This is a genomic window from Agrobacterium sp. FDAARGOS_525, assembly GCF_003938925.1.
Taxonomy (GTDB): Bacteria; Pseudomonadota; Alphaproteobacteria; order Rhizobiales; family Rhizobiaceae; genus Agrobacterium; species Agrobacterium pusense.
This window is the reverse complement of record NZ_RKIU01000004.1, coordinates 1,847,850-1,873,591: the sequence shown is the minus strand read 5'-3', so window position 1 is coordinate 1,873,591 and position 25,742 is coordinate 1,847,850. Positions and strand designations below refer to the sequence as shown.

Annotated in this window: 22 protein-coding genes and 1 pseudogene; 2 read left to right on the top strand and 21 right to left on the bottom strand. The window is 61.1% G+C overall.

Going from position 1 to position 25,742, the window contains the following annotated elements; genetic code table 11:
* Positions 1-17: 17 nt before the first annotated feature.
* The 5 genes from EGT36_RS25190 to EGT36_RS25170 form a co-directional block, all read right to left on the bottom strand.
* Complete coding sequence (locus tag EGT36_RS25190) at positions 18-1,040, bottom strand: LacI family DNA-binding transcriptional regulator (protein ID WP_022562843.1); 1,023 nt, start codon at positions 1,038-1,040, stop codon at positions 18-20.
* 3 nt (positions 1,041-1,043) lie between these two features.
* On the bottom strand, positions 1,044-2,012 hold the full coding sequence (locus tag EGT36_RS25185; RefSeq protein ID WP_004445396.1) for an ABC transporter permease: 969 nt from the start codon (positions 2,010-2,012) through the stop codon (positions 1,044-1,046).
* A 1-nt stretch (position 2,013) separates the two neighbouring features.
* Complete coding sequence (locus tag EGT36_RS25180) at positions 2,014-2,958, bottom strand: ABC transporter permease (RefSeq protein ID WP_125271274.1); 945 nt, start codon at positions 2,956-2,958, stop codon at positions 2,014-2,016.
* Positions 2,955-4,448, bottom strand: coding sequence for a sugar ABC transporter ATP-binding protein (locus EGT36_RS25175; RefSeq protein ID WP_125271273.1), 1,494 nt, complete (start codon positions 4,446-4,448; stop codon positions 2,955-2,957). The genes EGT36_RS25180 and EGT36_RS25175 overlap by 4 nt, the downstream gene beginning before the upstream one ends.
* 102 nt (positions 4,449-4,550) lie before the next feature.
* Positions 4,551-5,573, bottom strand: a complete 1,023-nt coding sequence (locus tag EGT36_RS25170) for a substrate-binding domain-containing protein (RefSeq protein WP_006698395.1) — start codon at positions 5,571-5,573, stop codon at positions 4,551-4,553.
* A gap of 289 nt (positions 5,574-5,862) precedes the next feature.
* On the opposite strand from EGT36_RS25170, the gene EGT36_RS25165 reads away from it, so the two are divergent.
* Positions 5,863-6,258: a (R)-mandelonitrile lyase gene (locus EGT36_RS25165; protein WP_004445400.1), complete on the top strand. Its 396-nt coding sequence runs from the start codon at positions 5,863-5,865 to the stop codon at positions 6,256-6,258.
* Between the two features lie 86 nt (positions 6,259-6,344).
* Here EGT36_RS25165 and purU read toward each other — a convergent pair whose 3' ends face one another.
* Genes purU through EGT36_RS25140 form a run of 5 tightly spaced genes read right to left on the bottom strand, consistent with a single transcriptional unit; the run spans position 6,345 to position 12,424 of the window.
* Complete coding sequence (gene purU / locus EGT36_RS25160) at positions 6,345-7,229, bottom strand: formyltetrahydrofolate deformylase (protein ID WP_034496963.1); 885 nt, start codon at positions 7,227-7,229, stop codon at positions 6,345-6,347.
* Between the two features lie 54 nt (positions 7,230-7,283).
* Positions 7,284-7,838, bottom strand: a complete 555-nt coding sequence (soxG, locus tag EGT36_RS25155) for a sarcosine oxidase subunit gamma family protein (protein ID WP_125271272.1) — start codon at positions 7,836-7,838, stop codon at positions 7,284-7,286.
* 13 nt (positions 7,839-7,851) lie between these two features.
* Positions 7,852-10,842 (bottom strand): sarcosine oxidase subunit alpha, encoded by a 2,991-nt coding sequence (locus EGT36_RS25150; protein WP_125271271.1) that lies wholly within the window; start codon positions 10,840-10,842, stop codon positions 7,852-7,854.
* Positions 10,839-11,159: a sarcosine oxidase subunit delta gene (locus EGT36_RS25145; protein WP_004445406.1), complete on the bottom strand. Its 321-nt coding sequence runs from the start codon at positions 11,157-11,159 to the stop codon at positions 10,839-10,841. The genes EGT36_RS25150 and EGT36_RS25145 overlap by 4 nt, the downstream gene beginning before the upstream one ends.
* Before the next feature lie 11 nt (positions 11,160-11,170).
* Positions 11,171-12,424 (bottom strand): sarcosine oxidase subunit beta family protein, encoded by a 1,254-nt coding sequence (locus EGT36_RS25140; RefSeq protein ID WP_113381731.1) that lies wholly within the window; start codon positions 12,422-12,424, stop codon positions 11,171-11,173.
* 85 nt (positions 12,425-12,509) lie between these two features.
* Between EGT36_RS25140 and EGT36_RS25135 the strand changes: the two genes are divergently transcribed.
* A complete protein-coding gene (locus EGT36_RS25135; RefSeq protein WP_037091363.1) occupies positions 12,510-13,556 on the top strand; it encodes a GlxA family transcriptional regulator in 1,047 nt (348 codons plus the stop codon).
* A gap of 87 nt (positions 13,557-13,643) precedes the next feature.
* On the opposite strand, the gene EGT36_RS25130 is transcribed toward EGT36_RS25135, so the two are convergent.
* The 11 genes and pseudogenes from EGT36_RS25130 to EGT36_RS25080 all read right to left on the bottom strand — a co-directional run bounded on the left by EGT36_RS25130 (position 13,644) and on the right by EGT36_RS25080 (position 25,433).
* A complete protein-coding gene (locus tag EGT36_RS25130) occupies positions 13,644-14,459 on the bottom strand; it encodes a DUF2189 domain-containing protein (RefSeq protein WP_125271270.1) in 816 nt (271 codons plus the stop codon).
* A gap of 186 nt (positions 14,460-14,645) precedes the next feature.
* Positions 14,646-16,040: an FGGY family carbohydrate kinase gene (locus tag EGT36_RS25125; RefSeq protein ID WP_108081522.1), complete on the bottom strand. Its 1,395-nt coding sequence runs from the start codon at positions 16,038-16,040 to the stop codon at positions 14,646-14,648.
* A pseudogene (locus EGT36_RS25120) lies at positions 16,040-17,302 on the bottom strand (NAD(P)/FAD-dependent oxidoreductase). The gene EGT36_RS25125 and the pseudogene EGT36_RS25120 overlap by 1 nt, the downstream one beginning before the upstream one ends.
* Positions 17,299-18,696, bottom strand: a complete 1,398-nt coding sequence (locus tag EGT36_RS25115; RefSeq protein ID WP_125271269.1) for an NAD(P)/FAD-dependent oxidoreductase — start codon at positions 18,694-18,696, stop codon at positions 17,299-17,301. Before EGT36_RS25115 ends, EGT36_RS25120 begins: the two are co-directional and overlap by 4 nt.
* A gap of 144 nt (positions 18,697-18,840) precedes the next feature.
* Entirely contained in the window at positions 18,841-19,635 is a 795-nt protein-coding gene (locus tag EGT36_RS25110) for an ABC transporter permease (protein ID WP_004445418.1), read from the bottom strand.
* Positions 19,636-19,647: 12 nt separating this feature from the next.
* The gene (locus EGT36_RS25105) at positions 19,648-20,526 is read right to left on the bottom strand and encodes an ABC transporter permease (RefSeq protein WP_125271268.1); all 879 of its coding nucleotides are present in this window, start codon (positions 20,524-20,526) and stop codon (positions 19,648-19,650) included.
* Positions 20,523-21,596, bottom strand: a complete 1,074-nt coding sequence (locus EGT36_RS25100) for an ABC transporter ATP-binding protein (RefSeq protein ID WP_004445420.1) — start codon at positions 21,594-21,596, stop codon at positions 20,523-20,525. The genes EGT36_RS25105 and EGT36_RS25100 overlap by 4 nt, the downstream gene beginning before the upstream one ends.
* Before the next feature lie 214 nt (positions 21,597-21,810).
* Positions 21,811-22,851 (bottom strand): ABC transporter substrate-binding protein, encoded by a 1,041-nt coding sequence (locus EGT36_RS25095; RefSeq protein WP_113381737.1) that lies wholly within the window; start codon positions 22,849-22,851, stop codon positions 21,811-21,813.
* Positions 22,852-22,913: 62 nt separating this feature from the next.
* Positions 22,914-23,579 carry an RraA family protein gene (locus EGT36_RS25090; RefSeq protein WP_006698407.1) on the bottom strand — a complete coding sequence of 222 codons (666 nt, stop codon included), beginning with the start codon at positions 23,577-23,579 and terminating at the stop codon, positions 22,914-22,916.
* A gap of 15 nt (positions 23,580-23,594) precedes the next feature.
* Positions 23,595-24,377 carry a carbon-nitrogen hydrolase family protein gene (locus EGT36_RS25085; RefSeq protein WP_222856825.1) on the bottom strand — a complete coding sequence of 261 codons (783 nt, stop codon included), beginning with the start codon at positions 24,375-24,377 and terminating at the stop codon, positions 23,595-23,597.
* Between the two features lie 147 nt (positions 24,378-24,524).
* Positions 24,525-25,433, bottom strand: coding sequence for a LysR family transcriptional regulator (locus EGT36_RS25080; RefSeq protein ID WP_125271266.1), 909 nt, complete (start codon positions 25,431-25,433; stop codon positions 24,525-24,527).
* Between the last annotated feature and the right edge of the window lie 309 nt (positions 25,434-25,742).

Genomic DNA, 25,742 nt, shown 5'->3' with positions numbered 1-25,742 from the left:
CATTCACAGTCTGGCCGCTACCGGTGCGGCGGTCGGCACGGCGCGACCGAGCCGCGCACCACCAGTTCCGTATCCAGCACGATGGTCTCGGCGGTGCGTTTGCCATTCAGCCTGTCCACCATCAGTGCCATGGCCCTTCGACCCATTTCCTGCCGGGGCTGACGCACCGTCGTCAGAGGCGGCTCAAAGGCATTGGCGAAGATGATATCGTCGAAGCCGATGACGGAGACATCACCCGGGACCGACAGACCCCTGCCCCGCAACTCGCTGATCGCGCCAATCGCCATCTGGTCGCTCGATGCGAAGATCGCGGTAAAGACAATGCCGCCTTCGAGAAGACCCGCAATTGCCTGCCGGCCGGCCTCAATGCTGTAATCACCCGTCACCACCAGTTCGTCGGCATAAGCTATGCCGGCCTCTGCGAGTGCCGCGCGGTAACCGTCGAAACGTTCCTGCGCCAGACTTTCCGGTACGGGACCGGCCAGATGCACGATCCTTTCATGTCCCGCTTCCATGAGGTGACGCACGGCGTTCATCGATGCGGCGCGGTTGTCCACCTTGACGGTCGGCAGCTCGAGGCCGGGCACCGTCTCCGACGCGATGACGATCGGCGGCAGCGCATCGCCCTGATCGAGAAGCTCGGACGGGAACTGCCCGGTCATCAGGATGAGGCCGTCGGCATGTTTCTGCCGTACCATATCGATGTGGGTCGCCACACGGTGCTCGTCATTGCGGGCATCGCCCATAAGCACCTTGAAGCCCGCTTCGCCCGCCGCTTCCTCAACACCCTTGTAGATTTCGAGATAGAAGGGGTTGCCGATATCGCGCACGAGAAGGATGACGGTGTTGTTGGATTGGCGGCGGAAACTGGCCGCCTGCGCATTGGGAACGAAGTTCGCCTGCCGAACGGCATCGAAAACCTTCTTGCGGGTTTCCGGGCGAACCTTGTCGGGTTGCTGCAGCGCGCGCGATACTGTCGCGATGGAGACACCCGCGAGAGCTGCAACTTCCCTGATATTCGAACCGTGTTCTTTGCTCATCTGTCACACACGCAACTGCTTTTGGCGGCCATAAAGCAGCATCAGCGCTAGCAACGTGACACCGAATATGATCTGCCGTGCCCATACATCGAGGTTGAGCGTTATCAGTACGCTTTGCAGAATGGTGAGCGCAACTGCGCCGGCCATGGTTCCGACATATCCGCCAGCCCCGCCGGCCAGCGAGGTGCCGCCAATGACCACTGCGATGATCGACGGAAGCACATACTGGTCGCCGACAGAGATGAAGGACGTGCCGGTGTAGCCGATGACGCAAACCCCGGTCAGGCCAGCGAACAGGCCGGAAAGGCCATAAAGCAGCGTGCGGATCAGCGGAACAGGAAGACCTACCAGCGTCGCCGCCCGCTCGTTGGAGCCGATGGCGTAAATGGCGAAGCCGAAAGCCGTGCGGCGCAGGACGAAGAGCATGATCGCGGCGATGCCCAGCCAGACGAAGAGTACACCGGGAATGCCGAAGATGAGCGGGCGGTTGATGAAACCTGCGAGCAGCGGAGCCGCCGCACCTGACGGAACGCCCTGCGAATAAACCACCAGCCCGCCCTGGATGACCGCCGTCATGCCGAGCGTCATTACCAGCGGCGGAATGCGCACGAAGGTGATGCCGAGACCGTTGATGAGGCCGATCAGGAACGGAATGCCGCCCGCAACCAGAATGGCAAGGGGAATACCGGCATTCTGCCCGTTCATCATATTGCCGGCAAGCACCGCGCCGAGCGAGATCATCGCGCCGACGGAAAGGTCGATGCCTTCGCGTCCGCCGAGGATAACGAGATTCTGGCCCGCCGCGACGATACCGAGAATGGCGGCAATCGTCAGCAGCCGCACGATCTGCGATCCCTGTGCGAAGCCGGGCGACAACAATTCGCCAACAAGCAGCAGGAAAGCCGATGCGCCAATGGCGATGGTCAGGGGATCGGTGAGAAGGGTTTTGAGTTGCAAGCCGGGATTGGTCATATCAACGCCTCGTCACCAGAACGCCACCGGCCAGAGCCGTCAGCACGATCAGACCCTGCACCAGTGTCTGGTACTCGAAGGGCAGGCCCGCAAAGAAGATCACGTTGCCGATCATGCCCAGCACCAGCGCGCCCGCGATCGACCCGGTCGAACTGCCGAAGCCGCCGGAAAGCGCCGTACCGCCCAAGACCACCGCAGAGATGGAAGATAGCGCCAGACTTGCACCGAGAAGCGGATCGCCGGAGGCCGTCTCACCCGTCAGGCAGAGCGCCGCCAGCGCGGAGAAAAGACCAGAGATCATGTAAGCGCCGATACGGATGCCGGAGAGGCGTAGCCCCGTCTGGAAGGCGCCGGTGCGATTGCCACCCACCGCAAGCAGATGCGTGTGAAAAGGGATACGCGACACGATAAGCGTGAAGGCGATGCCGGCAATCAGCACCCAAAGCACGAAGGGCAGGCCGAAGAAGCTGCCGGAATAGGTCTGCCAATAGGCCTCCGGCACCGGCAGGCCCGCCTGCGGCAGAACCCAGATCGCCATCCCGGCAAAGATGATGCCTGTCGCGAAGGTGGTCACGATCGGCTGGAAACGCAGGCTCGAAATGAAGAGGCCGTTGACCAGGCCGCAGAGTAGCCCAACGGTTACACCCGCTGCCATGCCGGCGAAGACAGCGCCAGTCGTGCCGCCAAGAGCAGCAATGACGCTGACGGTGACGACATTGGCGAGCGCCACGATGCTGCCAACCGACAAATCTATATCGCCCGCCAGAATGACATAGGTCTGGCCGATGGCGACCAGGATCAGCGGCAGGAACGTCGTCAGGTTCGATTGCAGCACCGAGGGCTGAACGAAGGACGGTTGCAGGAACGTATTAACGGCGACGAGAACGGCCAGAACGACGAGGGTGATGACCCATGGCTGCCTGCGCAGGAAACCGGAGACGCTCATGCGGCATCTCCATAAGCGGCGCGGGTCATGTTTACAGATGTCATGTCGGCTCCGGTCAGTTCCGCAGAAATGCGTCCACCGTTGAACACAAGAATGCGGTCGGCATATTCGAGGATTTCCGCATCTTCCGAAGAGTAGAGAAGAATGGTCGCGCCGGCATCGGCCTGCTGACGCATCAGCGCAAAAAGATCGGCCTTGGCGCCGAGATCGATACCCTTGGTCGGATCATCCAGCAGAAGCAGTTTCGGTGCCGTTGCAAGCCAGCGGGAAATGAAGATCTTCTGCTGATTGCCGCCGGAAAGCGTGCCGATCGCCATATCAAGGCCGGCAAACTTCGTCTTCATATCATCCGCGACCTTTTGCACCCGCGGCTTCAGCGTGGCGGGCCGGACGAGCCGCATCTTTTCGCGCACCATCAGGGCCGCGACGAGATTTTCGAAGATCGACCGGCCCTGAAGGGAAGCGTCACGCCCGCGGTCGCCCGAGACATAGGCAAAACCGTTGTGAACCGCGTGCGATGGCTTGCCGATGGTAATTTCACGGCCATCGAACCATGTCTGGCCCGTCGCAAAGGGCGTCGCGCCGAACAGCCCCTTCAAAAGCGCCGACTGTCCCTGCCCCTGCAGGCCGGCCAGACCGACGATTTCACCCGGATAGGCTTCAATACTGACACCGCGCACGCCTTCGCCTGTAACATCCGTCACCTTGAGGCTGGGAGTTGCGGCAGCGCGTCCCTGCTGGCGGGCAGGTGCTGCGCGGACATCGCCGACCATATCGTGCACCACAGCTTCACGCGTGGTTGCCGCCGTATCGAGCTCGGAAATCGTTGCGCCGTTTCGCATCACGGTAATGCGGTCGCAGACGGCAACAACCTCGTCGAGACGGTGGGAAATCATGATGGTCGAGACACCATCAGCCTTCTTGGCCCGGAGTATCTCAAAAAAGCGCTGGGACTGGCGGCCATCGAGCGCTGCCGTAGCCTCATCCATAATCATGAGGCTGGCATTCTGGGCAAAGACCTTGAGGATTTCGACGAGCTGGCGCTGATCGGGCGGCAGAGTGCCAACGATCGCATCCGGCTCCAGTCCTTCGCCGGCCACGCCGTCAAACAGGGCGATCAGCCCTGCCGCCTCGGCTTTCAGCACCTTACGGTCAACAAAAATGCCACGTTTCGGCTCCCGGCCGAGAAAGATGTTATCGGCAACCGAAAGATGCGGAACAAGGCTGAGTTCCTGGTAAAACAGCGCAATACCGGCGTCTTCGGCGTCACGCGGGCTCTTGAAGCGCACATCTTCGCCCTTGAATTTGATCGTGCCACTCGTCGGCGCCACCGCGCCCGCAACGATTTTGCAGAGCGTGCTCTTGCCGCAGCCATTGGCGCCCAGCAGCGCGTGAATTTCACCGCGACCAACAGTCAGCCTGCCGTCCGAAAGCGCACGTACGGCGCCAAAATTCTTCGTTATGCCGGCCGCTTCCAAAGCGTTCGCCATCGCATGTCCCCGAATAATGCTTATCACAGGCGGCCAGCCAACGCGCGGTCCGCACTCGAAATTCCGGTTCGGGCCGGCGCTTCCGCCGGCCCGGGACGGTTCTTATTTAAAGAACTCGCCGGCCTGTTCCGGCGTCACGGTCGCCGTGACGGACCAGTAACCGGGCTTGCCTTCTGCAGCCTTGATATTGTCAGCAAGGTTTTCGTTGCTGACGAAAGGGATCGGAATATAGATGGCGTTGCCATAGGTGCCGCCAAAGATACCGTCCTTGAATTCCTTGCCCTGAAGCTTCAGGACAGCGACATTGAGCGCACTGGCCATCACGCCGGGCGGATTGACCGAGGCGCCGGAGTTGAATTTTTCCTTTTCCCAGCGGGTCATGAAGTCCTTGCGGATTTCACCGGTCGCAGCAATGTCCTTCGTCTTGCCGGCGGCTTCGATGGCGCGCCACGCGCCGTCGGCCATGCCGTCCTGCACCCAGACACCGCTGATGTCGGGATAAGTGGCAAGCAGGTTCTGCATGGCCTGCTGCCCCTGCGCCTGATCCCAGCTCGCATTGGCTTCGTTCAGCACCTTGATGTCAGGATATTTCTTGAACACTTCGCGATAACCGGCGACGCGGGCTTCGTTTGCCGGATTGCCCGCGATACCGTTGATGGCGACGACGCTTCCCTTGCCCTTCAGCGCATCCGCCAGCCATTGCGCCGACTGCGCGGCCCATGCCTTCTGGTCGATACCGACATAAATCGCATCCTTGGAGGACACTTCGGCGTCGGTTGCGATGACGAGGATGTTGCGCGCCTTGGCCTGCGCGAAGATTGGATCGAAGGCGGTCGGGCTGCCGGGATTGATGAGGATCGCATCAACGCCCTGGTTCATGAAATTGCGGATATGACCGATCTGCCCCTGCACGTCGACATTGCCGCTCTGGACGACAACCTCGACCTTGACGCCCTTTTCGCCCCACGCCTTCGCGGCAGCCTGAGCTTCCTCGATCATCTGCGTGCGCCATTCGCTGCCGACGAAAGAATTGGAAAGACCGATCTTGAAACTCTGTTCCTGCGCGTGCAAGGACGTGCCCGCCGCCAACACCATCGCGGCAGCAGCCAACAAATGTCTAAACATGAAAACTTGCTCCTCCAAGCAACGGATATCGACTATGAAACCGTTTACATCAGCGAATGTAACCGTTTTCATAAGTGAGTCAATCCCGAGATTGATTTTTGTCGAGCGGTCTGAAAAGGTCCCGGAAGCGGCCGGCGCAACTCTCGGAAACACGCGAGAATGAAGCGCGTGGCGGAGACCGGCGGCAGGGCTTCACAGAATGCGGAAAGCGATGACCCCGCCCCGCCCTGTGGGCGACGGCAGGCCACGCGCTTCACGCCGGCCTGGAACATCAGTCAGGAGAATGACCATGGAAATATTGCGCGCAGGAACACGGGCATCGGCAAAAGGCCCCGCGGCCTGGTTCACGGGCACGGTCCGCATCGATCCGCTCTTCAACCCCTTCGATGCAGAGCGGGTGCAGGGCGCTCAGGTTACATTTGAACCCGGGGCGCGAACGGCATGGCACACCCATCCCCTCGGTCAGACGCTGATCGTGGTTTCCGGTCTCGGCCGGGCGCAGCGTGACGGTGGCCCGGTGGAGGAAATCCGCCCCGGTGATATCGTCTGGTTCGCACCGGGCGAGAGGCACTGGCACGGGGCCGCACCTGATGTGGCCATGACCCATATCGCGCTTCAGGAGGTCAAGGACGGCAAGGTGGTGGACTGGCTGGAACAGGTCACCGACGATGAGTATGACGGTTGACCCGGCACCGGACGAGGGCGGCTGCCGTTCAGCAGCCCGCGCCTGTTCAAGGGGATGGCGGAGCCGGGGCTACGGCAGCACCGCGCTCAGCCCATCCGCTCCGAGACATATTCTCCCGGCGAGGCGGGGAAAACCACGGTCCTGTTGCCATTCAGGAAAACCCGGTGGTGGATATGGCCATGTATCGCGCGCGCCAACACCTGGCTCTCCACGTCGCGGCCGAGTGACACATAATCCATCGCGCTCTGTGCATGGGTTACCCGGATCGTGTCCTGCTCGATGATCGGCCCTTCATCGAGATCGGCGGTGACGTAGTGGGCGGTTGCTCCAATCAGCCGTACCCCGCGCTCATAGGCCTGCTTGTAGGGATTTGCGCCCTTGAATGATGGCAGGAAGGAATGGTGGATGTTGATGATGCGGCCCGACATTTCCTGGCACAGCCGGTCCGACAGAACCTGCATGTAACGGGCGAGAACGACGAGTTCCGCGCCAGTATCCTGCACCACCTGCAGGATTTCCGCTTCGGCTTCCGGTTTTGTCTCAGGCGTGACGCGGATATGATGAAACGGAATGTCGTCGTTCACGACCTGCTTCTGATAATCGAGATGATTGGATATCACCGCGACGATCTTCACCGGCAATGCGCCGATGCGGGAGCGATAAAGCAGATCGTTGAGGCAATGACCGAAGCGCGACACCATGATCACCACTCTGGTTTTGCGGGAAAGGTCGTGGATGTCGTATTGCATGTCGAAGTCGACGGCGACCGGACCAAAACCCTCGGCGAGAGCGTCCCGCTCCAGCCCCTGCTCCGAAACGAAGCTCAACCGCATGAAAAAACGGCCGGTTTCCTGATCGGTGAATTGCGAGCTGTCATTGATATTGCAGCCGGACCGCGCGAGATATCCGGATACGGCCGCAACGATGCCGCTGCGCGCCGGGCACGAGACTTTCATGACATAGGTGGTCAAATCCTGCTCCCCTTGGTGGATCAGCTCCTGGAGGGTTCTGAAACTGCAACGCGTTCAGGCGGTTTCGGCGGCGAGCTCCCTGCAGCCGGTTTCAAGCAGATGGCCGAGATGCGACGCGAAACTGTTCCAGACATCCATGCGGAACCGGTGTTCAGCATCTCGCCAAAGCACCACGGTCACGCCGTCGAAAATCGTCCGGCGTCCCTCGCCAACGGCAATCGTGTCGATGTCGCGGGCGCAGCCCAATGTCAGCAACTCAGCAGCCCGCGGACCTTCGATCAACATCGTCACTTCACGGCCGGAAATGTCGACAAGACTGTGCGGAAGGTCGGCATAAACGTCTGCGCAGGCCGCGATCAGCCTGTTGATTTCGGCCGTCGGTGCAACGACGGTCCACTCGTCGGGACCAAGGCGCAGAACTTCAATCTCACCGGAAGCGGCGCGGGCGCCGATCCGGTCGGGCAAGTCGAGGCCGAGGCCAGCGTTGAGCGGCGCCAGATCGCCGCGCGCACGCAGCGAAAACCGGGCTTGTGTGGCCGAGATGCTGACCCGTGCCGCTTTGCTTTCGGCAAGCACGCCGGAAACGGAGGAGGAAACGCGCATGTTCATTGTCGGCTCCGGGTCAGATTTTAAGGCGGGTGTTTTCGGGATCGACAAAGACCATCCCGGTGATTTTTGCGGCAATGGTGCGGCCCAGCATGGGAATATAGACGGTCTCGCCCATCCGCTCATGGCCGCCTTCCACCAGAGCCAGCGCGATCGGCTGGCCAACGGCATCCGAATGGTAGGATGACGTTACGTGGCCAACCATCTTCATCGGGATCGGCTGTTTCGGGTCGAAGACGATCTGTGCGCCCTCTTCCAGCTTCGAACGGTCTTCCGTCAGTAGACCGACGAGATGGCGGCGGCCCTTGGCGACGAGATCGGGTCGGGCAAGGCCGCGCTTGCCGACAAAATCGGGCTTGTTCTTGCCCACGGCCCAGCCCATCGCCGCGTCGTATGGCGTCACCGTGCCGTCGGTATCCTGCCCGACGATGATGTAGCCCTTTTCCGCGCGCAGCACATGCATGGTCTCGGTACCATAAGGCGTGATCTCATATTGCTGACCGGCCTCCCACAGGATTTCCCAGAGCTTGCGACCGAGCGGTGCAGGCACATTGACCTCGAAGCCGATCTCGCCGGTGAAGCTGACGCGGAATAGCCGCGCCGGCATGCCGGCAACGGTGCATTCCACGCAGGACATATGCGGGAAGGCCTCTTCGGTCAGCTCGACACCTTCCACCAGCGGTGCAAGCAGCTTTGCCGCGTTCGGGCCGTTCAGCGCAATGGTCGACCATTGCTCCGTGGTCGATGTCAGCCAGACATTGAGATCGGGCCATTCCGTCTGGAGGTAATCCTCCATCATGTTCAGCACCCGGGCGGCACCGCCCGTGGTGGTGGTGACATGGAAACGGTCTTCGGTCATGCGGCCGATAACGCCATCATCACGGATGAAGCCGTCATCGCCAAGCAGCAGGCCATAACGGCAGCGACCGGCGGCAAGCTTTGTCCAGGGATTGGTATACATGCGGTTCATGAACTCGACCGCATCAGGGCCGACGACCTCGATCTTGCCGAGCGTCGAGGCATCGAAAATGCCCACACTCTGGCGCACCGCCCGGCATTCGCGGCGAACGGCGGCATCCATATCCTCGCCAGGCTTTGGAAAATACCAGGCGCGACGCCATTGCCCGACCGGCTCGTAAACCGCGCCATGGGCCTCAGCCCAACTGTCGATCTGCGTCTTGCGCGTCACTTCGAAGTGCGCGCCGCGGTGATAACCGGCGAAGGCGCCAAAGGTTGTCGGCGTATAGGGTGGACGGAAGGTGGTGAGCCCAACTTCCGGCTGGCGTTTGCCCAGCGCTTCCGCAGCGATGTTGAGGCCGTTGATGTTGGACATCTTGCCCTGATCGGTGGCCATGCCATTGGTGGTGTAGCGTTTGACATGCTCGATGGAGCGCATGCCCTCTCGCACGGCAAGCCGCAGATCCTTGGCGGTCACATCATTCTGGTAATCGACAAAGGCCTTGGCCTTGCCGGCATCGCGGTCGCTTGGTAGTTCCGTGTGCGATACACCGCTGCCGATGCGATCATGATCGACCGCATGGCTGGAAACATTGGCGTTCTTGCCAAGGGCTGCAACGACTTCACGGCCCCGCTCCGCACCGTCCTTCAGTGCGGCCTCGATGCCCCAGAGCCCGCGACCGGCGCCCGCTATCACACAATCCTCATTGGTGAGCGCTGGCAGGAAGGTCGTGCGCTCGTCATCCCAGGCAATCTTGCCCTGCGTGTGGGAAAAGAGATGCAGCGATGGCGTCCAGCCGCCCGACATCAGCACGGCATCACAGGCAATTTCCTGACCTGCGCCGACCGTGGAACCATTCACCGGATTGACGCGAACCGACTTGACGCGCAACCGCCCCGACGTCGCCGTGACCGTATGTGAGAGCTTGACCGGAATGCCGAGCGCACGCGCCTCGTTTACCAGCTCCTCGCGCACCTTGGCGCGGGTATCGACGATGGCCTGAACAGGTGCGCCAGCACCGTGAAGATCGAAAGCGGCATACCAGGCGCTGTCATGGCTCGTCACCGCCACCGGGCGGTTACCGACCTTGACGCCATAGCGGTTGAGATAGGTCTGGGCGGAACCTGCGAGCATCACGCCCGGCCGGTCATTGCCGTGGAAAACCAGCGGTTTTTCCAGTGCGCCCTGCGCCAGCACCACCTGACGCGCCCGAACGCGCCACAGGCGTTCGCGCGGCACATCCTTCGGCACGGTTTCGAGATGGTCGGTCAGCTTTTCGCAAAGGCCGATCATGTTCTGGTGGTAATAGGCAATCGCCGTGGTGCGGGTCATCACCTTGACGCCCTGATCCTTCAGGGCCTTCAATTCATCAGCAAGCCAGGTCCATGCGGGCTTGCCATCGATCTTCGCCTGCGGTTCCGAGAGCAGCGTTCCGCCGGCTTCGGCATTTTCATCGACCAGCACGACCTTGAGGCCATCCACCGCCGCCGCGCGCGCAGCTGCGAGACCGGCGGGACCGGCACCGACAATCAGCACATCGCAATGCAGGTTGCGCGAGGCATAGGTGTCAGGATCTTCTTCCGTCGGCGAAACGCCGAGACCCGCGGCCGCGCGGATGAAGGGCTCATAGACCTTGTTCCAGAAGCTCTTCGGCCACATGAACGTCTTGTAGTAGAACCCGGCCGAAAACAGCATATAGGCCATGTCATTGACAGCGCCGATATCGAATTTCAGGCTCGGATATTTGTTCTGCGAGGTGGTTTCCAGCCCGTTCCAGATTTCCTGCACCGTGGCGCGGGTATTGGGCTCGAACCGGCCGGCGCTGCGGCGGGTGCCGATCAGCGCATTCGGCTCCTCGGAACCCGCCGCCACCGGGCCGCGCGGGCGGTGGTATTTGAACGAGCGGCCCATGAGATGCACGCCATTGGCGAGAAGCGCGGAGGCGACGGTATCGCCCTTGACGCCGCGATAGGTCTTGCCGTCGAAGGTAAAGCTGACCGAACGGGAAGCATCCACCCGGCCCCGGCCGGAAACGCGATAGGAGTTCATTTCGACACCTCGGAGCTTGCGGTCAAGCGTGTCAGGGAGGACAGTTCAGGGCGCGGCTCACCCGCACGATAGGTCGTGAGGAAACGGTCACTTACCGTGTCGCGCACGGCGTTGAAGAAGCGGCCGCAACCATGCAGGTGCCGCCAGCGTTCGAAATGCGGACCTTTGACGTTTTCGCGGATGAACAGGAATTCTTCCCATTGCTCATCACTCTGCGACGAGGGATCGGCAGCGCGGACGACATGGGCCTGCCCGGCATAGGTGAATTCGGCTTCGGGCAGCGTTTCGTTGCAATAGGGGCAGCGGATCAAAAGCATTGTCGTTATCCTCAGTGCGCCACGGCGGCGGCGGCGGCCTCATCGATCAGGCGGCCGGAGCGGAAGCGTTCCAGCGTGAACGGCGCATTGATCGGGTGCGGTTCGTTTTTGGCGATGGTCCAGGCGAAGGTGTGGGCAGCACCCGGCGTGGCCTTGAACCCGCCAGTGCCCCAGCCGCAATTCACATAAAGACCAGTGACAGGGGTCTTGCCGAGGATGGCCGAGCGATCCGGCGTGACGTCGACAATGCCGCCCCATTTGCGCAGCATCCGCATGCGGTTGAAGATCGGGAAGATTTCGACGATGGCGGCGATCGTATGCTCGATCAGCGGCAGGCCACCGCGCTGCGAATAGGACGTATACTGGTCCGTGCCCGAACCGATCACCAGTTCGCCCTTGTCCGACTGGCTGATATAGGCGTGCACGGCGTTCGACATGACAACACAGGGGAAAATCGGCTTGATCGGCTCCGATACCAGCGCCTGCAGCGGATAGCTTTCGAGCGGCAGGCGGACACCGGCCGTATCCATGACGACAGACGTGTGGCCGGCGGCGGAGACTGCGACCTTCTTTGCCTTGATGAAGCCCCTCGCCGTCTCGACACCGGCAACGGAACCGTCGGCGTTGCGGCGAATAGCGGTGACCGGGCAGTTCTGGATGATATCCACACCGCGGGCGGCGGCACCGCGCGCATAACCCCAGGCGACCGCATCATGGCGCGCCGTGCCGGCGCGCTCCTGCAATGCGCCCCCCATGACAGGGTGACGCGCATTGGGCGAAAGGCTCAACGGCGGGCAATATTCCTTGCATTCTTCAGGCGTGAGCCAGCGATTGTCGACACCGTTCAGGCGATTGGAATGGATGTGACGCTTGAAGCTCTGCACGTCGTGCACATTATGGGCCAGCATCAGCACGCCGCGCCGCGAATACATGACGTTGTAGTTCAGTTCCTGGCTGAGATTTTCCCATAGATCGACGGCGTGATCGTAAAGGCGGGCGCTTTCGTCATAGAGATAGTTGGAGCGGATGATCGTCGTGTTGCGGCCAGTATTGCCGCCGCCGAGCCAGCCCTTGTCGATGACAGCAACATTGGTGATGCCGTGCTGGCTGGCCAGATAATAGGCCGCCCCAAGACCATGGCCGCCGGCACCGACGATGATCACGTCATATTCGGCCTTCGGCTGGCTGTCGGGCCATTGTTCTTCCCAGTTTTTATTGCCCGTCAGGGCATTCTTCAAAAGACTGAAAGCATTAAAACGCGTCATGATCGGACCCGACGGTTGGAAAATCTGTTGTCGCAAAAGCTAGGATCATTTGCCATCGCCCGGCTGGACAATCGCGTCTGTTTGCATGAATATTTGCGTCATGAAATCGCACGCCGCCAAAAAACGCCTCAGCGTCGCCTTCCTGCTTGCCGACCGCTTCACGCTGTCGGCCTTCGCAAATTTCGTCGACGTGCTGCGCCTTGCCGCCGATGAGGCGGACCGCTCCCGACCCATCCTCTGCGAATGGTCGGTGCTCTCCGCAACGCTCGGCAGCGTGCAGTCGAGCTGCGGTGTGAAAGTGCAGCCGGATACGCGGCTGAGCGATGCCGGTCACTACGACTACATCGTCGTTGTCGGCGGATTGATCAGCGATCACAGCGCCCTGCCGCCGGAAGCACTGCGCTTCCTGAAGGATCGCGCAACGGCAGGCGTTCCGATTGTCGGCCTCTGCACCGGCGTCTTCATCCTCCACGAAGCAGGGCTGCTCGATGGCTATCGCTGTTGCGTAAGCTGGTTCCACCACCAGGATTTTCTCGACCGTTTCGATACGGTTCAGATGATCTCCGACCAGATCTTCGTCATCGACCGCGACCGGCTGACCTGTTCGGGCGGCCATGGTGCCGCGCATCTGGCGGCTTTCCTCGTCGAGCGCCATGTCGGCCAATCCGCCGCCATCAAGAGCCTAAACATCATGATGATCGACAGCGCGCTGAGCGGTGAGAAACCCCAGCCGGGCCAGCAGAGCACACGTAAGGCCAGCGATCCCCTTGTCAAAAAAGCGATCCTGCGGATGCAGCAGAATATCGAGGTTCCCAAGACCGTGCTGGAACTGGCAAGCGACCTCGGCCTTGGCCGCCGCAGCCTCGAGCGGCGTTTCCTCAATGATCTGAAGGCGGCACCATCCAAGGTCTATCTCGAGCTCCGCCTCGACCGGGCGCTCTCGCTCCTGCGCACCACGCACGACCCCATCACCCAGATCGCGCTTGCCACCGGCTTTTGCGACGCACCCCACCTTTCCCGTACGCTTCGAACCGAGCGCGGTTTTACGCCCAGCGAATATCGCAAGACACAGGCCGGCCACACGGCAACCGAGGAAGAATTTGCCGTTGGCGTGCTGCTTCCAAAATCCTGAATGTGGTGCGCCGGTCTTGCGAACCGCCGCTTTCGAAGGTTACCCGTCATCACCGCAAGAACGGCACGACAGGTTTGCTCGATAAATTCAAGGCACACGGCTGGAATAATCGGGGACGATCATTTTCCGATAAAGGTGCCATGTAGAATGGCCGAGAACGGGCACGACAACCGCTAAACCGATGAATGCCGGGATCGTCCCGAGAACGAGCAGCGCAGCGACAATCAAGCCCCACAGCGCCACCGGAACCGGGTTGGCAAGCGTGGCACGGATGCTTGCATCCACCGCCGCGACCGCGCCGACATCCCGATCAAGCAGCAGAGGAAACGTCACCACCGTTGTCGCCAGCACGATGACGGCAAAAACGCAGCCAGCCAGATTGCCCCAGATGACGAGAGAGAGTCCTTGCGGGGTCATCAATACATCGGAGAGGAAGGTGGAGAGCGAAACCGGTGCCGTCGCCTCGAAATTCACGGAGTATATGCGCTGCGCAACAGTCAGCCAGACGGCGAAAAGCGCAAGCAGCATGACGGCGACCGCGATGATCGACGGCAGTGCCGGAGAGTGACGAACCTCCAGCGCGTGCCGCCATGAACTATCCAACCCCTGTTCGCGCCGTCGACTGATTTCATAGAGGCCGATCGCCGCGACTGGGCCAATCAGTGCAAAACCGGACATCAGGGGATAGATCAGCGGCAGCATATTAGCGCCGGCACTCCACATCACCATGAAAACACCGGCGATCGGATACATGAGACAGAGAAAAAAATAATGGGACGGCTTTTCTTTAAAGTCCTCCAGTCCCAGCCTTAACGCGTCGGCTATATCTGCAATACCAATCTTGCGGACTTCCGGGCGGGCAAATTCGCCACTCGCACCGGCCATGACATGGAATGCCGTCATAGCACTTCTCCTCCTGCGCCATGATCCGGCTGGCAGTATGGGAACGCCAGGCGGCTTTCACCCGTGCGTCAAACAGCAACCGGCCGACTTGTAATTTATCAAATTTCGTCGCCTTTGTCGCCTGTTCAATTCCACCCACTGGTCCCTCTACGACAAGGGAGGCGTGACAGCTGTTGCCGAGGCGCCTTACCGCCCCCAGCAGCGGGCATTGTCTATGGCGCGTGCGAACCGGGCATGATCTTCGGCGCCGACCGATCCATCGGGCGCGAATATCTCGGTCTCGCGCCGCATGGCGGCGACATCAATGCCGCACAGTTCGGCCAGCCCTAGCGCCGTCAACTCGCGCATGGCCGGCACGCAAATGGTCCGGCCGCTGGCTGCTGCCAGAAAACGGACAAAATAGCGGCTGTTCGACAGGCCGCCATCGATGGAGATCGTGTCGCCTATGGGAGCAACCGCCGATGCAGCTTCGATCAGCCGCGCCGTCAACAGGGCAATGCCTTCCAGCACCGCGCGCACCATGTCACTCCGCTCGGTGGCGTGGTTCATACCGATGAACAGCGGCGCGGCGTGTCTGTCCCAATAAGGCGCGGCAAGGCCAGAAAACGCGGGTACGAACGCGAGACCACGGCGAATGGCTGATGGCCCCTCAAAACAATCGATTTCGGCATTTTCAGCGTAGAGGCCAATCTTTCTCGCCCATTCGACCGCCGCGCCGGCATCATAGACGCCGCCTTCAATGGCGAAAACGGCAGGCGCGCCCTGCATCTGCCAGGCAATTGTTGGCAGAAGCTCTCCCGTCGATGGGCGCCCGTTACCGGCAACGGACAACAGAAACGCCCCCGTTCCGAAAGTTATCTTGCAATCGCCTGCCGTGCGGCAGCCGTGGCCATAAAGTGCGGCCTGCTGATCAACGATGGAAACGCGGATGGGCGTTCCTTCGATCGAGCCGAAGCCGCCGTCGACAGGGCCGACCATGGGCAGGCAATCCATCGTCACGCCATGCAGCGCGCAGAGCTCCGGACTCCAGTCTCCGGTTGAAAGATCCAGCAGCCCCGTGCGCGACGCCGTCGCAAGGTCGGTGCGGAAACAGCCCGTCAGCCGGTCCAGAAAGAACGCGTCGGTGGTGCCCAGCCGCAAACGCCCGGCCGTCTTCGCCTCTGCCACTGCCGGATTGTGCCTGACCAGCCAGGCCAGTTTGCTGGCCGAAAAATACGGATCGAGAGGCAGCCCGCAAATCTCTTTCGAAAGATGTGTTGCCGAGGGCGGCAGGGCGGCCAGCGTTTGGGCGGTGCGGGCATCCTGCCAGACGATGACTGGCGAGAGCGCCTCACCGCTGACGGCATCCCACGCCAGACAACTTTCGCCCTGATTGGCGATGGCGATGGCGTCCACCGGCCCGGCGGCGGCGAGCACCGCGCGGATATTAACAAGCAGTTCTTCCGGATCATGCTCAACATGATTGGCGGCGGGGTAAAATTGTGCGTGACGCCGACTGGCCACAACCTCCGCCGTGCCGCCATCGGTCACCACAAGGCACCGGGTTGACGTCGTCCCCTGGTCGATCGCCGCAACGCGCATCAACTGGTCTCCTGAAAATGAAAGGAAATCTGAGCCGCTTCAAACGCCGCAGCGGGAATGGGCACAAGCACACGGCGTTCAGGGAACCACTGGCCGGTCTTGCTCCACACTTCCTTTCCATCGAGATGAAGCGAAAGCAGGCCTCGAACACGTCTGGTGAAACGAAGCTGGAAGTCGCGAAAAGCCGGTCGTTTAAACCCGCCAGGCCGCAGCATGGCGGGAACCGCCAGCTTGAGCGGATCGGCGAAGGTGACGGGCACCCCCGGCGCGCTGCAGGGTGCCCGGGCGAGATCGTTTGCCACCGCCGCGCCAACCCGACGGCCTTCGCGAAACGCCCAGCCGCCCGTTTCCACGGCCCGCAAGACATTTCCGCCGGCGAAGAAGATCGGATTGGCCATTCGCCCGTCCTGGTCGATCAACGGCCCGGCACTGCCTGCCGCCACCTACCCCGCGGATGCATCGAGAAGCGCCGCCTCCGGCGTGAACCGCCCGGTGAGCAGAACACCATCGCACTGAACTGTCAGGATACGACCATCCACCAGACGGATATCCGCCTCCTCGACCCGGCCGCGTCCGCGGATATCCGTGAGTGCGGCGCCACAATGAAAGGGCACCCCAACAACCGGCGGAAAGCATCGAAAAGGCCACCGCGCTAATGGATAAGGTTCCGGCTCGATCATCGCCACCGGCCGGGCATGATGCGTAAGGCAGGTAAAAAGCGCAGAAAAGGAAACCAGTTCCGAACCGACGATCAGCGGCCTGCGAAATGGCATGATGCCGTGAAAGGCGACATAGGCTTGCAGCGTGCCGGTGGTGAGGACGCCCACCGGCCTGTCACCGGGCAGAAGCCGCGCGGAGCGTGGTTTTTCCCGCGCGCCCGTGGCCAGCACGATACGCCGGGCCTTCAGTGTCTCGACGCCGTGTGCCGATGTCACCAGCAGCGTGCCATCCTGCCGCAGTTCGACCACGGAATGACCGGTGCGGATATCGATACCCGCTTCCTGCGCCTGCCGCTGCAGGCGTTGCGCATAAGCCGGGCCGAAATAGACGCGTCCGAATTCGCGCATGCCCAAGGGCGAATGCACGCAATGCCGGGTGGCGCCACCGAGAGCGGGTTCACGATCGAGGATCATCACGCGGGGGATACCGCGCGCTTTCAGCTCAAGCGCCGCAGCCACGCCCGCCGGACCGCCGCCGACCACGATGACATCTGCATTCTCAAGGTTTTGATGCACGCGCTGAAACTGCTCCCCGGCGCTCATAGGTCCGCTCCCTCCCGGACGGAAAGCGGCGTTGCCAGACGGTCGCCGGTCATCGCGGCCAACCGCGCGTTACAATAAAAGCCCTGACAGCGCCCCATGCCGGCGCGGGTACGCCGCCGCAGGCCTCCGAAATCGCCGGGTGGCACCGGGCTCGAAAATGTCGCCTCGATTTCCCGGCGGGTGACGAGTTCGCAATGACAGACGATTTCGCCGTGATCGGCACGCTGCCAGTCCCGCCCGCAGGTTTCGGTCAGATTGGGCATCGTCACTTCGGGGATTGAGGATGGCGGGTTAAAACGCGTACCGAAACTTTCGTGAAGCCTCAGCGCATGCTGCGCCAGTCCGAGTGCGGCACTGAGGCCCGTGGAGCGAATGCCGCCGAGCGTGATCGCCCGCCGGTCTGGCCGGGTGGAAATCCGGTAGTGCTTATTTTCAGACGCCGGGCGCAGACCAGCATAAACAGCGGTCACGGAACCGGAGGCCAGCGCGGGAACGATTTCCGCACCGCGTTTCAGCAGTCCTTCCAGCGTCGCCGTCTCGACCGTCGCGCGTTCGCGATCTTCCTGCTCTTCCGCCGTCGGACCGACAAGAACGTTGCCGAAGGCGGTCGGGCACACCACGATGCCCTTGGTGATTTCGGTCGGAACGGGCAAAACAATGCGCGGCACATGCCGACGGGCAGCTTTATCAAGCACCACGAACTGCCCCTTGCGGGGCTTGATGGTGAAGTCGGGCGGAAATCCCAGACGTGCGTCGACGATATCTCCGAACAGCCCGGCGGCATTGACGACGCTGGCGGCAAATATAGTGCCCGCCGTCGTCTCTATCTGCCACACGCCGTCGAATGCACCGGACAGGACCTCCGCGTTGCGCAGCAGCTGGGCACCCAACGCCACCGCCTGCGTGAGATAGCCGAGCGGCGCGGACCAGGGATCGATGATATGTTCGCCCGGAACGTCAAGTGCGGCGACAAGGCGGCCGGACAGGCCCGGCATGGCTTCACGGGCCTGCTCGGCCGTGCGTAACTCAAGCCCGGCAATGCCGTTGCGCCGCCCCTGTTCGGCGATCGCCTGCAGTTTTTCCGCTTCGCCCGGGTTCCAGGCGCAGACCAGTGCGCCCGTTTCGACGATGCTGAGACCCATCCGGCCATGAATGGAGAGATATTCCGCCCGGCCTGCCTTCACCAGTTCCAGCTCCAGGCTGCCTTCCGGCGCATCGAAACCGGTATGGAGGATGGCGCTATTGGCCTTGGAAGCGCCGGAGAGGATGTCGGGGCCTTGTTCGATCACCACCACCTTCGCACCGGCCAGTGCGAAACGGCGGGCGACCGCGCAACCGACGACACCGGCGCCAATGACGGCGACATCAAATTCCGTGGAGGGGGTCTCGGCCATGGGCTTACCTTTGCCTTCGTCGTTCCAAGCGAGATCAACAGGCGCGACGAGTCGCACCGATGCAGCAGCGGTGTTGATAAACGGGAATGAAATCTTCGCCTTTGCCAGTAAGGGAAGCCGGCACCGGCCGGCGACCCCGCGACTTTACTTCACAAAAGTCTTTGTCAGGCCCGCCGTGCGGTCAACGATGAAGACGACGGCAAGTGTGAGCACGATCAAGAGAACGGAAATGGCCGCAACAAGCGGATCCGCCTGCGTCTCCACATGCTGATACATGGCGACCGGAAGCGTGGTGATGCGCGGACCCGTGAGGAACAGCGAAATCACGGCTTCGTCGAACGACACCAAAAAGGAAAGCGCCGCCGTCGCCACGACACCCGGCGCAATCATCGGCATGGTCACGCGGCGGAAAACCGTGAGCGGCGATGCGCCCAGGGTGGAGGCGGCCTCTTCGAAGATCAGCGGCAGGCCGGCAAGCGAGGTGGTAAGCACACGCAGCGCATAAGGCAGCACGATGATGAGATGCGCGATCACCAGACCGGTGAAGGTGCCGAGCAGACCGGCACCGGCAAAGACGATGAGGATCGCAAGGCCGAGAACGATTGTCGGCAGCAGCAGCGGCGCGGTGAAGAAGGCGAGAAGCGCGTCCGCGCCGATGACCCGCATGCGAACGATGGCATAGGAGGCCGGCAGCGCGATCAGCATGGACAGCACGGTGACGATGATGGCGAGAAGGGTGCTGGTGCCCAGCGCTCCCATCATCTTCGAATTATGCATGAGATCCACATACCAGCGCAGGCTCCAGCCCGAAGGCGGGAAAGCCATGTAGCTATCGGCCGAAAACGAGATCGGCACCACGAGCACCACGGGCGCCAGCAGAAAAACGAACATGATGAAGGCGACGATTTTCAGCGCCAGCGGAACGGGACGTTCTTCCATCTTTGATCTCCCCTAAAGAATGGCCCGCAGAAGCCGAGAATAAAGCACCAGAGCTGCACCGAAGATCACGAGAATGATCATCGACAACGTCGCAGCGAGCGGCCAGTTGAGCGTCACGATGGCCTGATCGTAAATTTCCGTCGCGAGAAGAAAGACACGCCCGCCGCCAAGCAGCTTGGGGGTGATGAACGAACTGACGGCGAGGACGAAAGAGAGCAGGCAACCGAGCGCGACACCGGGCATGGTGAGCGGCACGATGATGCGCCAGAACACCTTCCAGGGCGATGCGCCGAGTGTTTCGGCCGCCTCCTCGACACGCGGATCGAGCCTGCCGAAACCGGCAAGCAGCGCCAGGATCATATAGGGCATCAGGATTTCGGTGAGACCGATGACAACGCCGACCTTGTTGAACAGCAGCCGCACACCGCTTTCCGCACCGAATGCGAAGAGGATACTGTTGATGAGGCCGTCATCGGCAAGGATCGCGATCCAGCCATAGGTACGCACCACGGCCGAGGTCAAAAGCGGTGAGATGACCAGCACCAGCAGCAGCGTCTTCCAGCGACCCTGCGCCCGGTGAAGATAGAGCGCGATGGGATAGGAAGCGATAAGCGTGAGGACGGTGATCAAGAGGCTGGTCAGAATGCTCTGGCCGATCAGTTCGATATAAAAACCGTCGGTCAGCGTCGATGTCCAGTTGTCGAGTGTGTGGGCTTCGCCAAGACCGCCGCCGCCGAGGCTTTCGCGGAAGGAAAGCAGGAGCAGGTTGAAGACCGGCATCACAAAGGCAAGGCCGTTGACCGCAATGATCGGCCCGAGAAGAAGCGTTGCGAGAAACACCATGGAGGATGTGCGGCTGCCGGGAGCCGTGATCATGACCGCCGCTGTCATTGGTTTGCTCCGAAGACCAGCGTGTCCTCCACGCGCCAGACGAGGCTGACTGCGCTGCCCGCCGCCACCGGCGTTTCGCCGCCTGATGTGGCACGCTCTACGGACAGCGTCTGGCCGCCCGCGGCGATCTCGTAATGGAGGATGTCACCGGCATAATAGACATCGCGGACTTCACCGGCGATACGATTGACCGGCGCTCCCTCGAAATCGGGCGCGACGTCACCGGCCACCGTCATGGCCATGCGATGCGGCCGGACCATAAGGTCGATCTTGCCATTGTGCGAACCGGGCGCCCGCAATACTGCATCACCGACCGTGATGTGATCGCCGACCGCGTTTCCGACCAGGCGGTTGGTGCGGCCGACGAAAGAGGCGACGAATGCCGTCGCCGGGCGCTCGTAGAGGTCATGCGGCGTGCCGAGCTGTTCCAGACGCCCGCCATTGAGGACGGCGACCTTGTCGCACATGCTGAGCGCCTCCACCTGATCATGGGTGACGAAGATTGAAGTGATGCCGAGCTGTTTCTGGATACGGCGGATTTCAGAGCGCATCTCGTCGCGCAGCTTGGCGTCGAGATTGGAAAGAGGCTCGTCGAACAGGAGAATGGAGGGCTGGATGACGAGAGCACGTGCCAGTGCGACACGCTGCTGCTGGCCGCCGGAAAGCTGGGCCGGTCGGCGGTCCTCGCGCCCTTCCAGACGCACCATGGCGATTGCCTCACGGGCACGCCGTTCCGCTTCCGCAGCCGGCACCTTGCGCATTTCAAGACCGAACATGACGTTCTTGAGAACCGTCATATGCGGGAACAGCGCATAGCTCTGAAAGACAAGGCCAATATCGCGCTTGTAGGGCGCAAGCCGGGTTACGTCCTTGCCATCGATCAGGATCGAGCCCGACGTCACCGGGGCAAGCCCGGCAATCATGCGCAGCGACGTCGACTTGCCGCAGCCGGACGGACCGAGAAAGGCGACCAGTTCGCCTTTGGGTATCTCGAGATTGAGATTATCCACGGCTACCATGGTTTCATAGCGCTTGGTCAGCGAACGAATTGAGAGAAATCCTGGCTGCATGATGTCTGAAGTTCCCATTCTGGCTTTTTGCCTTTCTCCAGAGCATGTCAGACACTTGGCGTCTTGAACATGTCCTGTCCCTTGCGCGCCGACCCACCTCGCCACCGACCCGAGCGTCGGTGGGGAAGATGAGCCGAGGGGTTTGGTATGCTGCTTCCGCAGCCGATAAGGGGTGCGGAAGTCTTGCCATTTCTCACGCCAGGCGCGAAAAGCCTCAGCGGCTGAGCGGAATGACCTTGCGACGCCAGTCCTGCGTGATCTGGTCACGAACCTTCGAGAGGCCGATCCAGTCAACCGGAATGACCTTGTCCATCGCCTTGACTACCGTGCGATCGCTGACATCGGCAGCCACCGTGGCCTTGGCATTGGTCGGCGCATAATACATGGCGGCGGTGAAGGCGGCCTGGGCTTCCGGGCTCAATGCATAATCGACGAACTTGCGGGCCGCCTCGGACGAAGGGCCTCCTTTGACGAGGTTGAGCGTATTGATCTGGAGGATCGTACCTTCCTTCGGAAGAACGACCCTCATCTTGCCCTTGGAACCATCGGCATTAACCTGGCTGCGGGCGTTCCAGCCCACGCCCAGCGATACCTGGCCATTGACGACATTCGGATAGACTTCCGGTTTCGGTTCCCAGGTCTGGACGTTCGGTGCGACTTCCGCCATCGCATTGATGCCGGCGTCGATATTCTTGATGAAGTCTTTGCCGCCATTCATGTGATCCATGATGATCGTCGTACCGATACCGACGATGTCAGGGGCGCTCAGCATGGCGACCTTGCCCTTGAAGGCGCTGTCTTTCAGGGCATTCCAGCTGTCCGGGGCGGTCTTGACCGCATCGGTATTGTAGATGAGAACCAGGTTGTCGAAAGTCACGCCAACACCGGCCACACCTTCGAAGCGGGCGTTCGGATAAAGGTCGGCGACATTCTTCGTCACGCTTTCATCGATCTTGTCGAACAGGCCTTCATCCGTGCCGGTTTTGGCAACAGAGACATCCATCAGCGCGATATCGGATTGCGGTGCAGCTTTCTGGGCGCGCAGCGAGCCGAGCATGGCGGCAGAACCCTGCTGCGGGAAATATTCGACCTTGATGTCAGGGTTGGCGGCCATGAAAGGCTCGATGACGGCCTTCGTGTAACGCTCCTGGAAAAGGCCGCTATAGCCGAGGAACGTCACGGTCTGCTGGGCCTGCGCCGGCAGGGCAGCCGCACCGAGCATGAGAATCCCACTCAGAAGTATCGTTTTCTTCATTGTCCTGTTCTCCTCTATTGTTATTGGGAGTGGCGAACGGATCCGCCACCCGTAAGCCTGTGTCAGGCGCTGAGCTTGGCCTGGACGAATTTATTGGCGCCCGAAATATCCGGCAGCTTCTCGCCGTTGCGCAGGCGCTCCAGAAGCACGATCTCGGCTTCCTGCATGCCGATGGCGCGCTCCGCCATGGCGCGAGCCTGGCTCGGATGAAGGGCGACCACGCCGCTCTCATCGCACAGGATCGCATCACCCGGATTGATTACCTGGCCGCCAACGCTGATCGGAATATTGATCGCGCCTTCCAGACCGAGGATCTTCGTGGTGATCGGCGACGGGCCGCGGCACCACATGGGCATGTCCACCTTCGTGAACTCCGAAAAATCGGTCGCCGGACCATCGACGACACCGGCTTTGACACCGGCCATCTTCATGGTGTTGGTGATGACGCCGCCCCAGCAGGCGTGGCGGGTATCACCGCAACGGTCGATGAGAACGATATCGCCCGGACGCACGAGTTGCGTCAGGTAGTGCAGCATGGTCGAATCCGCATTCGGGATGCGAAGCGTGACGGCGGTGCCCGCCACGCGCTTGCCCGGAAGGACCGCCCGGATTTCAGGATCGACGAAACCGGAATGGAGCACATGGCCGATCGTCGCGACTTCGACCTTTTCAAGAAGTTCGATGATGTCGGGGCCGATCTGTTCCGGCATGGGGTTAACGATAAACATTGGGTCTTTCTCCGATCAGAGAACGTGGTGGTTCGCCACCGGCACGTTGGCACGCACCTTGGCCGAATAGTCGAAGTCGAGAGCGGCGCCGGCTGTCCCGACAGTGTCGGAGCATTGCGCGACGATGTGACCCCACGGATCGATGACCATGGAATGTCCCCAGCAGGCTTTCTTTCCACCCGCATGGGTGCCGATCTGTCCGACGGCAAGGAAATAGGTCTGCGTCTCGACGGCGCGGGCGCGGGCCAGCACTTCCCAATGGTCCTTCCCCGTCATCAGCGTGAATGCAGCCGGCAGAACGATGACATCCGCGCCCTTGTCCCGCAGCGCACGGAACAGTTCCGGGAAGCGGATATCGTAGCAGATGCCGCAACCGACCGTCTTGTCGCCAACCTTATAGGTTACGACCTCTTCGCCGCGGGCGACGGAATCGGATTCGCGGTAGCTGATGCCGTTCGGCGTATCGACGTCGAACAGGTGAATCTTGCGATAACGGGCGATCTGCTTGCCATCAGGGCCGAAAACGAGGGTCGAATTATAGAAGCGGTTGCCTTCCTTCTCGACGATGGAGCCGGCATGGAGCGTTATGGCATGCTTCTTCGCGAGCCCCGAAAGCAGCGTATAGATTTCACCGCCGGGAAATTCCTCGCCGCTTTCATGCATCTCCCGAGGATTATCTCCAAGAAATGCAAAGTATTCAGGAAGAACAACAAGGTCAGGATCGTCCGCCTTGACTGCCTTCTCAATCAAATCGGCAGCAACCTTCAGGTTCTCTGCCTTGTCATTCTGGGTATTCATTTGAACAAGTGAGACTTTCACGTTGCTCTCCTCTCATGTTGCGAGGAGAATTAAGAACGGGAACTGTTTTCGTGACAAACGGAAAAACTCTATCGAAACCCATAAGATAAGCTTATAGATTAATCATCTTGCAATGCAGCATAAAAATTAAGCTGCGGCGGTCATCCATTGAATCGTGGTTTCACTGACGATTTCCGTCGCCATGTCGGCGATCGCGCGGGCGAGCGCATTGTCGCCTCGCTCCTCGTAAACCGTGTGAAAGGTCAGGGGCGGCACCGATGGCGTGATGTCGAGAATACGCGCTTCGCCAGATTTGATGATGCCGTCCACCAAGACACGCGGCAGCGCACCGACGCCGACGGCCGTGGCCACGAGGCGTGTCATGATCGACAGTGAATTCGAATTATAAATGCGGCTGTCGGACAGGCCGTGCGAATCCAGAAGCGCCCGCAACGCCTGATGCGGCTGCGAGCCGGTGGAGAAGGTAAGCAACGGAAAATGCGCGATATCTTCAAGCGTCACGCCGGTTTCCGGCAGCGGCAGTTCGACCGCGCCCACCCAGCAGGATTCGAAGGTGCAAAGCGGTGAGTTATAGATGTCAGCAGCCATGATCGGCCCCATGATGAAGCCGACATCCACCTCGCCGTTCTGGATACGCTGGGAGAGTTTCAGGCTGGTATCGATTGTCAGATCCAGACTGACGCCGGGATATTGCTCGTTCATGCGGCGGATGAGAAGCGGCAGCCAGGCATACACGATCGTATCGGCAGCACCGATCCTCACCGTCCCCCTCAGCGCTTCCCGATTGCTGACGACTTGCCGGAATTCGCCGGTGAGATTGACGATCTTTTCGGCATGTTGCAGCGCCAGACGACCGGCGGGCGTCAGGTTGACGCAGCGCACATCACGCGTGAACAGGACGACGCCAAGCTCCCGCTCCAGCGCGGCGATGCGGTTTGAAACAGATGCCTGGGTCGTGTGCAAGCGTTCCGCGGCTGCCGAAAAGCTGCTCAATCGGGCAGCCCAGAGAAAGGTTTCGAGGAATCGGGTATTCATGGCTCAATCTTCTCGGATGGCTGCGCGATCCAGCTTCAAGTCTCTGGCGTCGTCTTGCCCTTGGCATCTGTGGTTCAAGAGGCAGTATGTCCGATGGGCGCGCCCATAAGCAAGTGATCACCGCCGCGTTTGCAGGGGGCGAAAATGAGCCTTGAGGTGACGGTATGACGGACAGCCAACAAATCCGCACCATCCGATTCCGGCGCTTATCGCGGTCAAGCGGCGCGTTATCGTGTCGTCTATGCCGGCTTTGCAACACTTGGCGGAACTTGGCGTTATAAAGGCATAAAGTTTCTAGATGCCAGGGGC